The 11294-nt window shown below is 38.0% G+C and carries 9 protein-coding genes; all 9 read right to left on the bottom strand.

The genetic code is table 11. The features are described 5' to 3' along the window. Window positions 1–190: 190 nt before the first annotated feature. Entirely contained in the window at window positions 191–1237 is a 1047-nt protein-coding gene (locus GMJ66_RS20150) for an MBL fold metallo-hydrolase (protein ID WP_156292100.1), read from the bottom strand. A 34-nt stretch (window positions 1238–1271) separates the two neighbouring features. Further along, the gene (locus tag GMJ66_RS20145; RefSeq protein WP_156292099.1) at window positions 1272–3269 is read right to left on the bottom strand and encodes an acetoacetate--CoA ligase; all 1998 of its coding nucleotides are present in this window, start codon (window positions 3267–3269) and stop codon (window positions 1272–1274) included. 55 nt (window positions 3270–3324) lie between these two features. Next, entirely contained in the window at window positions 3325–4509 is a 1185-nt protein-coding gene (locus tag GMJ66_RS20140; protein WP_156292098.1) for an acetyl-CoA C-acetyltransferase, read from the bottom strand. 129 nt (window positions 4510–4638) lie between these two features. Continuing rightward, window positions 4639–4929, bottom strand: a complete 291-nt coding sequence (locus tag GMJ66_RS20135; RefSeq protein ID WP_156292097.1) for an antibiotic biosynthesis monooxygenase family protein — start codon at window positions 4927–4929, stop codon at window positions 4639–4641. Between the two features lie 14 nt (window positions 4930–4943). Then, the gene (locus GMJ66_RS20130; protein ID WP_156292096.1) at window positions 4944–5825 is read right to left on the bottom strand and encodes a VOC family protein; all 882 of its coding nucleotides are present in this window, start codon (window positions 5823–5825) and stop codon (window positions 4944–4946) included. 118 nt (window positions 5826–5943) lie between these two features. Then, on the bottom strand, window positions 5944–7524 hold the full coding sequence (gene mhpA, locus GMJ66_RS20125; protein ID WP_156292095.1) for a bifunctional 3-(3-hydroxy-phenyl)propionate/3-hydroxycinnamic acid hydroxylase MhpA: 1581 nt from the start codon (window positions 7522–7524) through the stop codon (window positions 5944–5946). A 24-nt stretch (window positions 7525–7548) separates the two neighbouring features. After that, window positions 7549–9117: a bifunctional 3-(3-hydroxy-phenyl)propionate/3-hydroxycinnamic acid hydroxylase MhpA gene (mhpA, locus tag GMJ66_RS20120; RefSeq protein ID WP_156292094.1), complete on the bottom strand. Its 1569-nt coding sequence runs from the start codon at window positions 9115–9117 to the stop codon at window positions 7549–7551. A gap of 98 nt (window positions 9118–9215) precedes the next feature. Then, window positions 9216–10199, bottom strand: coding sequence for a fumarylacetoacetate hydrolase family protein (locus GMJ66_RS20115; RefSeq protein WP_156292093.1), 984 nt, complete (start codon window positions 10197–10199; stop codon window positions 9216–9218). A gap of 20 nt (window positions 10200–10219) precedes the next feature. Beyond that, window positions 10220–10948, bottom strand: coding sequence for a FadR/GntR family transcriptional regulator (locus GMJ66_RS20110; RefSeq protein ID WP_156292092.1), 729 nt, complete (start codon window positions 10946–10948; stop codon window positions 10220–10222). Window positions 10949–11294 lie beyond the last annotated feature (346 nt).

Below are 11294 nucleotides of genomic sequence, written 5' to 3'. Positions count from 1 at the left end.
GTGTCGATTGTACATCTGTTTGTGTGGCCGGTTTGATGATAATTTTGGATTAGTCCCCTGCTTCGCTAAAATATTAGCATAGTAGGGGCTAACCCTGTTTTTTAAAGATAGATATAACTTTCCCTTCCAATCTAGAACTACCGCTCATATAAAAAAAATGAGACAGGGAGCCCCATGCCCCATTTACTCCTTACTCACTTATTGTAACTTCTTCCCCAACCTCAATAGATGTTAGATCTTCTCCCAATATAACTTCACCGTCATAAATTGCCTTTGTTCTATTAACGATGGTCGCTTCATGCTCTGGTAAAAAGGTTGCAATATGTGTAAATACAGCTAGTTTAGGGTCTATTTCCTTAAATAACTCTCCCGCTTGCTCTGGGGTCGTATGGTAAGCTTCAATGTTTTTGTGTGCTTCTGATTTATATTCTTCTTCCGGACCTTTAACTACCACTACTTCTTGAACCAGTAAATCGGTACCTTTTGCATGTTTTATGAGATTTTCACTATAAGTCGTATCGCCAGAAATAACCACAGAACGTCCTTTGTAGTTTATTCGATAACCTAATGATGGTTTCATTGGACCATGATCCACATTAAATGCAATGACCTCGACACCGTTATTCTCATAAACGACCCCTTCTTCAATCTCTTGGACTGTGGCACCCAAACCAGATGCACCTTCCACTTTTTTGCGAATTTTTATATCGACTTCAAATGCTTTAATGGTGCTGTTAACCATATTTTCTGTTCCTTTTGGTCCCCAAACTTGTAAGTCTCCTTCTCTATTTCCCCTTGGATCTGGTACAGCTGCGGTGATCAGTAAATCCGCAAATCCAACTGTATGATCATGATGCAAATGTGTAATAAAGAGCTTATCTATCATTCCCGGAGAAATGTCTATCTGATCTAATCTAAGGGCAGCCCCTCTTCCAACATCAAAAAGTAATTTTTCTTCACCAACTTCAACTAATGTGGAATTCCCAAGACGATCCATTGATAAAACAGGTGATCCAGTTCCAAGAAGTGTGACCTTCATATCTCCACTATTTTCAACTTCTTCTACCTTTTCTTCTGTTTCTTCATTTGAATCGGAGGTTGACGGACTTGCCTCAGCCTGATTGGACACTTCCTTCTCGTTTTCTACCTTATCCGATGAAGCATCATTTGCACAACCCATTAACAACACAAAAGAAATAAAGCTTATAACTAATAACCAACTATATTTTCGTTTCATATATGCTCACTCCGCTCAATTAGTATTTCTCCATTTACCGAACACTCACGGCCAATTTCTCCTTGAACTCAACAAAATACGAAATGGATTCTGGATTTAATAAGGAACCAATGTTAACCGCTTCTTCCTTTGGTACCCCCATCAAAATCTTCTTAATTGGAACTTCTATTTTCTTTCCATTTAGAGTTTTAGGTAACTCTTGTACCTTCACAATTTCATTTGGAATATGTCTAGGTGAACAGTTTTTCCGAATGTTTTGATTAACTTTTGTTTTTAATTCATCCGTAATTTCCATTCCATTCCTCAGCACGACAAATAAAGGCATGTAGGATTGCTCGGGACTTATCGGAATGTCCACTATTAAACTATCGACGATTTCGGAGACACTGTCTAGTGCACTGTAGATTTCACTGGTTCCCATTCGAATACCACCCCGGTTAATCGTCGCATCTGAACGGCCAAAGATGATTCCTGTACCTCTTGAGGTTATTTGGAGGAAATCACCATGTCTCCAAACTCCTGGAAATACGTTAAAATAACTATTCCAGTACCTTTCACCATCCTCATCATTCCAAAAATAGATAGGCATGGATGGCATAGGTTCGGTAATCACTAGTTCACCAATTTCATCGATAATTTCTTTTCCTTCATCATTAAATGCCTTCAGGGCTACACCAAGTGCACGTGCTTGTATTTCACCAGAATAGACTGGTAAGAGAGGGCTTCCTCCCAAAAATCCGGAACAAATATCCGTCCCACCACTTGTAGAATAAAGCCATACATCCTCTTTTACTTCCTCATATACCCAGTCAAAGCCAGCTTCTGGCAATGGCGAGCCCGTAGATCCGATGGCTTTTAAACTAGAAAGATCAAACGTTTCCCTTGGTTTGATTCCCTCCTTTGCACATGCCATTAATAGACTCGCACTTGCACCAAAAACGGTCATTTTGGTTGATTCTGCAAACTCCCATAACGTTTCATAATTTGGATAGCCCGGATTACCATCATATAAAAGAATACTTGACCCCGTTAATAGACCGCTCACTACGATATTCCACATCATCCATCCGGTAGTTGTATACCAGAAAAAGCGATCTGTCTCCTTCAAATCATTTTGAAGTCCATGAAATTTTAAATGCTCTAGCAAAATACCACCATGTCCTTGGACAATCCCTTTTGGTTTCCCAGTGGTTCCAGAAGAGTACAAAATCCAAAGTGGGTGATTAAATGAGACCTGTTCAAAAGTTAACGTGGCTTGGTTATGATCTTCTATTATTTGATTCCATAATTTAGTAGATGAACCCGCTACATCTGATTCTCTTAAATCTTCACGTAAATAAGGAATAATGACTGTTTGTTCTAACATAGGTAATTCTTCTTGAATTTCCCGTATATTTTCCAAACGGTCATATTGCTTTCCATTGTATTGATATCCATCAACTGCAAACATAACTTTAGGTTTGATTTGTTTAAATCGATCGATAACACTTTTTACTCCAAACTCTGGAGCACAACTAGACCATACAGCACCAATACTGGCGCATGCCAAAAAGGCGGTGATGGTTTCATAAATATTGGAAGAATAAGAAACCACGCGATCACCTGGTTGGATTCCGGCTTCTTTCAAATAACTTGCAACTGCTGCTGTATTTTGTTTCAATTCTTTCCAGGTTAAGACAGATTTTGAACGTATTTCCGACTGATAGATAATCGCTTCTTTATTTGGATTTTCCTTTCTAAAAATATGCTCTGCATAGTTTAAGGTAGCATTTGGAAACCAAGTGAATTCAGGCATTTCTTCACCAGATAAGACAATCTCATCATTTCTTTTTCCTTGAATATCAAAATAATCCCAAATCGCTAGCCAAAATACTTCCTTTTCAGAAACCGACCATTCCCATAATTGATGATAGTTTTCAAAGGTTAACCCTTTTGTTTCTCGAAGCCAGGTCATAAATTGCTTCATATTCGATTTTTCTTGCATTTCTTGTGAAGGTTTCCAAAGTAATTGTTTCTGCATTCCTCCTGTCATTTCATTACCCCTTTCGAAAAGTCAATCTATAGATAAACTTCGATTCTCTTCCTTTTTAGTTAGTAACGTTCTCGATGACCATGGCAATCCCCTGTCCTCCACCAATACAAAGAGAGGATAAGCCATATCTCAAATTCCTCTTCTTCAATTCAAGAGCCAAGGAATAAGTGATTCTTGCTCCACTTGCACCAAGGGGATGACCTAAAGCAATTGCCCCACCGTTAACATTTACTTTTTCCTGATTGACACCAAGCTCCTTAATCACGGCCAAAGATTGAGCTGCAAAAGCTTCATTAATTTCAATCAAGTCTATATCCTTTATACTCAATCCTGCATTTTCTAATGCTTTCTTGCTCGCAGGTACCGGGCCAATCCCCATTATCGTTGGATCGACTCCGGCAACACCCCATGAAACAATTCTCGCGAGTGGTTTTAATTTATGCTCCTGAACATATTGTTCAGAAGCAACCATTACCGATACTGCTCCATCATTAATGCCACTGGAATTCCCTGGAGTCACGGATCCATTTTTCTTAAATGCTGGCCTTAACTTACCTAAGCTCTCGGAATCAACCCCTTCTCGAATATGCTCGTCAGTGTCCACGATATTTTCTCTCCCTTTTTTATCTGTAGAAACATAAGGGACGATTTCATCTGCTAAACGGCCGTTCTTCCTTGCTTTACTCGCTTTTTCTTGGGATTGAACCGCGAAATAATCTTGTTCTTCTCTCGAAAGATGATATTTAGCTGCTAAATTCTCAGCAGTCATTCCCATCCCATAGCCAATATATTTGTCTGTTAGCGATTCGAAAAGCATGTCATCTACAACCGGAGCTTTATTGGGAGATCCAAACCGCGTTCCTCTAAGCACTTGGGGACCTAGACTCATGTTTTCCGTTCCTCCAGCGACGATGACATTGCTCTCACGTAAAGCAATGGACTTGGCGGCAGACACTATCGCTTGCAGCCCAGAGCCACATAAACGATTTAATGTTAGTGCGGAAGAGGATTCCCTTAACCCGCTTCTCAATCCAATATGCCTTGCCAAATAAGCAGCATTTTCACTCGATTGAATCACGTTTCCAAAGATAATCTCATCGATATCTTCTGCTGGAATACCACTTCGCTCCATGGCACCTTTCGTGGAGACGACCCCTAACTCTAATTCACTAACGTTTCTAAAAGAGCCACCGAATGTTCCAAAAGCAGTTCTTGCCCCTTCAACGATATAAGATTGCATTTCTTTCTCCTCATTTCCTTGTCACTTATTTAGAAAAGCGCCCATAAAATCATTCCTTGAACTAATAAAAAGACATTAGTAATCTTTCAAAGATTTATGAGCGCAACTATTTAAAAACCATCCAAAATACTAACTCACCTTTTCATAATGTTGTACATTTGGAATACTCAAATAAAAAGGACCAAGCAGTTTTTTCATTTCTACAAATTCTGGTGTCTTTTTAAAATTATGGACATGAGCTTCTACCGATTCCCAAGAAACAGATACTAAATATTTATTTTCCTGTTCCACACATCGCTTCAGTTCCGCACCTAGGTAACCCTTTGAGGTAGACAATAATCCTTTGGCCTGGTTAAATGCTTGTTCGAAATCTCTTTCTAACCCAGAAATGACTTCCAGCATAAAAATTTCCTGTACCATGTCAAATCTATCCTTTAAATTTTTGCCAAGTCTACTTGGAATTCGGTACCCCAGACACTTAGTCCTTCCCACACTTTCGGTTTATACGGCATTTCTGTATGCCATGGACGTGGCTCGAAAATACCAAGCTCTGGTACAAAGACATCCATATCTGTATATAATTCCACCACATTCTCATCGGGATCACGATGATAGGTAGCAATATTACTACCAGCCGTATGTCGAGAAGGTCCCCAAATGATGGAACGACCACGTTTAGCTAGTAAGTCAGATGCAGCATATTGATGAGAAGCATCCTTTAATTGAAAGGCGATATGATGTAAACGTGTTTCATTTGCTGCAATAATGTTTAATACATGGTGATCCGTGTTACAAGTTAAGAAATTGGCAAAGCTCTCTCCGATTTTATCGGTAAAAGTAAAACCTAATACATCACGATAAAACAGAATCGTATCTTCGTAATTACTAGCTAAAAACGCAACATGGCCTAGTTTAAGTGGACTAATTCCTGACCCTAAAAAGCCAACTGCTGGTTGGTCCATATCCGTAAATAGCTCGATGATATTCCCAGCCGGATCATTCAACTCAATAAATCTGGAAACGCCCGGCTTTGCCTCTTCTAGAATTCTAGATTCAATGCCCTGTGCAAGTAATTGTTCCTGTACTTCATCTAAGGATAATTTTCCATCTAATTGATAGCCATAGCTTCGAACAGCATTTTTATCTGAAGGAGTGATAACAATATTTTGGTGGTCATACCCATTACTCAAATAGGTAATTCCATCCTTTTCTTCTGTAATCCGGTATCCCATGGTATCAGTATAATAATCCACCATTCTTCCAGGCTTTTTGGATAAGAAATCAACATAAGCTAATCTAAATACATTTACAGACATACAATTTCCTCCTTGTTTAAATTGGATATGAAATAGTTGCTTTCTATTTCTCTAGTAGTTAAGATAAGTAAATAGGTTTCCCAGACCTATTTACATGAACAAGTAGCTCAAGTTTTTTTTATTGGACAGTTACTGTGTTCATGTATTTTTTTAATTGACTTGCTAAATCTTCCACAATAGAAGATACCTTTGATACATCAGATGTACTTCCAAAAATATAATAATCTGGCCGAACGATGACAGCTTCTATGTCATTCTCTTCAAAATACTCAGAATATTTACCAGTCACATCGACCACCGTGCCTTTTCCATCTTCATCTACACTGGATATTTCTATACAGGTAGCATCAAGATCTTTTAAGAATCGAAGTTGAGAATTATTTAATAACTCCCTCGGGTTTTGTACAGGACTGATAATCGTCCAACCGGTACCCACTACATCATCAAATAAACCAACTTTATTATGATATTTAACTTTACTTTGGAAGGACAATTGACCAGCCAAATTATCCTTTTTCTCTTCCCCTGGTTGATAAAGAATGCCATCGGTTAAGATTGGAAAAGCTGGAAACGGTGGTACTTTTCCTGAAATGAAAGCAGTATCTCTTTCTTTTGCTTTTTTAGGGTCATTGACACAAATCATTTCCCCCAAATACAAGGCAGCACTAACTACCTTTTCATTGTGTGGCTTTCTTTCTTCCGTAAAGGTATCTAAAATACCCTCATTCAATTTTCCTTTTAAGACCAAATCAAGCTTCCACGCTAAATTTGCTGCATCTCTAATTCCCGAACACATTCCTTGCCCCATAAACGGAGGTGTTAAATGGGCTGCGTCTCCGGCTATCATGACTCTCCCTTTTCTCCATTCGTTTACCCAAAGAGCTTTAAAGGTATACACTGCTGATCGCTCTAATATAGAGTTTTCCGGAGTATGGTTCCAAGGTTCTAATAATTCCCAAATATATTCTTCCTGGCTAACCTCTTCTTTCGATTCATGGGGAAGCACCATAAATTCCCATCTTCTTCTACCTGGTCCACCAGAAACCACAGTTGTTGGTCGTTCTGGATCACAGATTTGCATAATTACTGGCAACTCACTTTTCTCTTTTGGAATCAGGTCAACAACTAGAAAGTCATATTCGAAATTTAAATCTGTAACGGTATGTTCCATATTCTCCCGAACAAAACTGTTCGCCCCATCACAACCAACCGTATATTTAGCAATGACCTTTCTCTCTTCCCCTGAATGTTCCTTTACTGTTAACTCCACACTTTCCTGCTTTTCCTTTAAATCGATGACTTCATTTCCATAGTGAATCATAACGGAAGATAAGTTCGAGCACGTTTGATCCATTTCTTTTTCAAGGGATGGTTGGTTAAAAAATAATTCCCCTGGCCATCCAGATACTCCTTCTTTTTCAAAGGGAATAGATAAAAGCAGTTCTCGTTCCGCATTATACCAGTTATACATTTCCCCTCCAGCTGCATCAAATAATTTCTCTAATTTATCAGAAGGTACAGCCCCTTGAAGAATTCTAGCAATCTCATCATCCATGGCGACGGCCCGAGGTAAGCAATAAGGCTCTACGAATTTTTCATAGATTCCTACTTTCCATCCTTTGTTCCCCAGTAAGGAACCTAGCATCTTTGCTATTGGACCGTAGCCAATAATCGCAACATCTACGTATTCCTTTTTCATTACTTCACCTCAAATTCCCTATTGCTAGATGCTACCAACTGCACCTACTCTAGGACTTAGTGTAGCTTTTAAACTATCTATAACCTTCGATAAATCTTCAGCATGTGAGACTCCAGCAAAAATATTGAAGTCTGGTCTCACCACAATAACCTCTACTTGGTTATCTTTAAAGAATTTTTCATATTTACCTTCTACATCTACTACTTTCTCTTTAGACCCTTCGACATTTGTCAAATGGACAAACTTGCCTCCAATTTTCTCCATAAACTGAATTTGCTCATCACTTAAGTGTTGTTTTGGATTATTATTCCATCCCATCACCATCCAACTATGTCCGATGACATTATCATAAAGATCAGTCTGACCTTGGTATGTCACAACACTTTGTAAGGATAATTGACCTGCTAAGTTATTTTTCCCGGGTTGATATAATATCCCATCTGTTAAAATTGGAAATTCAGGAAATGGTGGGAAATTACCGGATAGGAAGGCTTCATCTCTTCTTTTCGCTTCCTCCTCATCGGTTGTACATATCATTTTTCCTAGATAAATAGCTGCATCAATTAGTTTGATCATATGTGGTTTTCTTTCATCTGTATATGTGTCTAATAAGGTGTCGCCGGTTATTCCCTGTAAAACAAGATCTAATTTCCATGCAATATTATTTGCATCACGAATGCCGGAAGATAATCCTTGCCCCATAAATGGTGGGGTTAAATGCGCTGCATCCCCTGCTAAAATTAATCTATTTTTCCTCCATTCATTTACCCATTTTGCTTTAAAGGTATAAACAGTATAACGTTCCAAAATGGCGTTCTCTGGAGTAATATTCCATGGCTTTAATAGTTCCCAGCAAACGGCTTCATTTTGGAATTCCTCCTTCGTTTCACCTGGGAGCAACATAAATTCCCATCTTCTTCTACCAGGTCCTCCAGAAACCCTAGTAGTTGGGCGTTTCGGATCACAAATTTGTAAATTCATAGGGTCAAATTTCATTTCCTCCTTTGGAATAATATCTACTACAAGAAAATCATTATAAAATCCTAAATCCGTAATAGAATGTTCCATATTTTCACGGACAAAACTATTTGCACCATCACAGCCAATAACATACTTAGCGGTTGCCGAGACTACTTCCCCATCCTTTTTTTTGAACATTACACTCACATGGTCCTCTTGTTCGTTGAGGTAGATCCCCTCATAGCCTAAATGAACATCCACGGTAGGATAGGATTTGCTAGCTGCATCCATTATCTCTTCTAGTTCTGCTTGATTGAAAAGCATATCGGAAGGCCAACCTGAAATACCATTTTGAGACCAGTCAATCTCTAAAAGAGTTTTCCCTTCCCCGTTACACCAAACATATTTATCCGGTACTTTTACGGATACTTTTTGAATTTCTTCCACTGGCGTGATGGATTGGATAGTTCTAGTAATTTCATGATCATATTTAACTGCTCTTGGTAATCCATATGGTTTGTCATATTTCTCAAAAACTCCTACATTCCAACCTTTCTTTCCTAGTAAACCAGCGACCATTTTCCCAATCGGTCCATAGCCAATGACAAGCACATCATACTCCAATGTTTTCACATAATTTCCTCCCTCTTATATATTAAAACCATATATGATAGCGCATACATTCTATGCGATGTAATAAGTGCTAGAAGAAGCACCTATCACATCGAAAATTAATCTGCTGTCACTAAGGTGTGAGAAGCAACAACATTTCTTTGTTCCCCTAGATCTATTTTGCCATCCTTACTCTTGATAGAGGCACGAACGACATCACCCTCTTTTAGATATTTATTACCACTTTTCAGCTGATTTTCTACTAAGGTTTTTCGTTTACTCTCTGCAGGCAAAGTAGGGTCAGTTACTTGTTTTAATAAGTCTGGTGTTAGATTCATCGCGACTCCACCAGTAGTACCAGATAGAACTAAATCTCCTTTTGAAAAATCCATGATTTGAGATAGCTCTGTCAAGGTTTCAGCCGGTTTATATAGTAACTGATCTGTATTAGCAGATTGACGTAACTCATCATTGACCCAAAGATTTAATTCAAGATCATGGATTAGAGAGACCTCTTCTTTGTCTAGTAAGTAAAGAATTGGCCCAGTTGGACAAAACGTACGATAGCTTTTTCCTTTTAGCCACTGACCTTGAACTAACTGCACATCACGTGCAGAAACATCATTTGTTAAGACAATTCCAGCAAGATATTCATGTAAGTTGTCATCCGTTACTTCTACAGCTTCATTTATATTCGAACCAACGACTAATCCTAATTCTATTTCATAATCTAGCAATTCTACATTAGATGGACGAATAATTTCCGAATAAGCGCCACTAAGAGAGCTATCTGCCTTACTAAAAATCAAATTAAAAGGTGGACGATTTGCTTCCATTCCAGATTCTTCACGATGACTAGAATAATTAGCCCCTTGGCAAACGATTCTTGCAGGTTTTGTGACGGGACTTAATAGGATAATATCATCAAATGAAACGATTTCAGCACTTGAATCCTCTAATATTTTTTTTGCTTCCTCTTGGCCATCCTCTAAAAAGTCTGCTAAAGTTGGATAATTTCCTTTTAATATTTTGATTCGATTTTCTTCCACTACTCCCCATTTTTCTGTGTTATCTTTTTCAAATCGAACTACTTGAATTCCCATTTATACTTCTCCTCCCATTTTTACTCTTTGTGTTTTAGTAGAGTCTTCTCAAATAATAATTGAACCCTTAAGATCATATTGGTCATAACAGTTTTAGCCCTTTCTTCATCACCGGTCATGATCGCATCGTATAAATCACGATGCCTATTTAATACTTCTAGGGTGGGTTTTTCCTGTTGTAATTCTGGGTTTTTATTTAAAGCTTCCATACTTTTTTCTCTACTGATAATGAGCCCTTTATGCAGTAATTTAAGTAAGCTTATCATCAAAGAATTGTGTGAAGCTTCGATAATTCTTAAATGAAAGTTATAGTCTGCTTTAGCCCACTTTTTCGTATCACTTATCGTATCTTTTAGATTTTCAAAACAGATTGTGATTTCTTCTTTATCTACCTCTGAAGCGTTTCTGGCTGCTAATCCAGCCGCTATTGGTTCAATCCCCAGTCGTACATTGGTCATATCAAGGAAGAACTCTCCGTCTCTTCCTTGGTAGTCACTGATCCAATTCATGACATCCAAATCCCACCATTGCCAATCACTACTTGGCAAGGCGACCGTTCCTGAACGTTTATTCGAACGAACAATTTTTCGAGCGGATAATCCTTGAAGAGCTTCTCGCACCACCGTACGACTTACACCGTAATCCTCACTTAAATCTTCTACTTTCGGTAATTTTTCTCCAGGTTTTATTGAACCGCTTACAATTTTTCTACCAATTTTACTTACAATCTCATCACTTCTATTTTGCATTTATAAATCTCCTTTTCAATTAGGAAGAAATCCCCCCTTATAAAGATTCATCTAACAAATAATATTTATTAGTATTTTCAGATAAATATTATTTGTTTACATCTTACTAACTCGCTAACTATTTGTCAATATTTTTTAAAAAAATATTTTATTATGAATATTAGCGCGGTACAAAGACCTTTATCTTTATACGTTTATTATTTATCAACTTTAAATTTAATAATAAAATAAATAGGTCAGTCCCCCAATACGCTTTAGCAAAGTGGAGGACTGACCCTTTTTACCCGAGAACTTAATGGAAGGTGCATTAGCTGTTTCGTTTGCTTATACCATTGTTGTAATCCTG

The sequence above is a fragment of the Oceanobacillus salinisoli genome (genome assembly GCF_009733865.1).
GTDB classification, from domain to species: Bacteria; Bacillota; Bacilli; order Bacillales; family Amphibacillaceae; genus Oceanobacillus; species Oceanobacillus salinisoli.
Note: the sequence above shows the minus strand (reverse complement) of the source record. Positions and strands in the feature narration are given on the sequence as shown.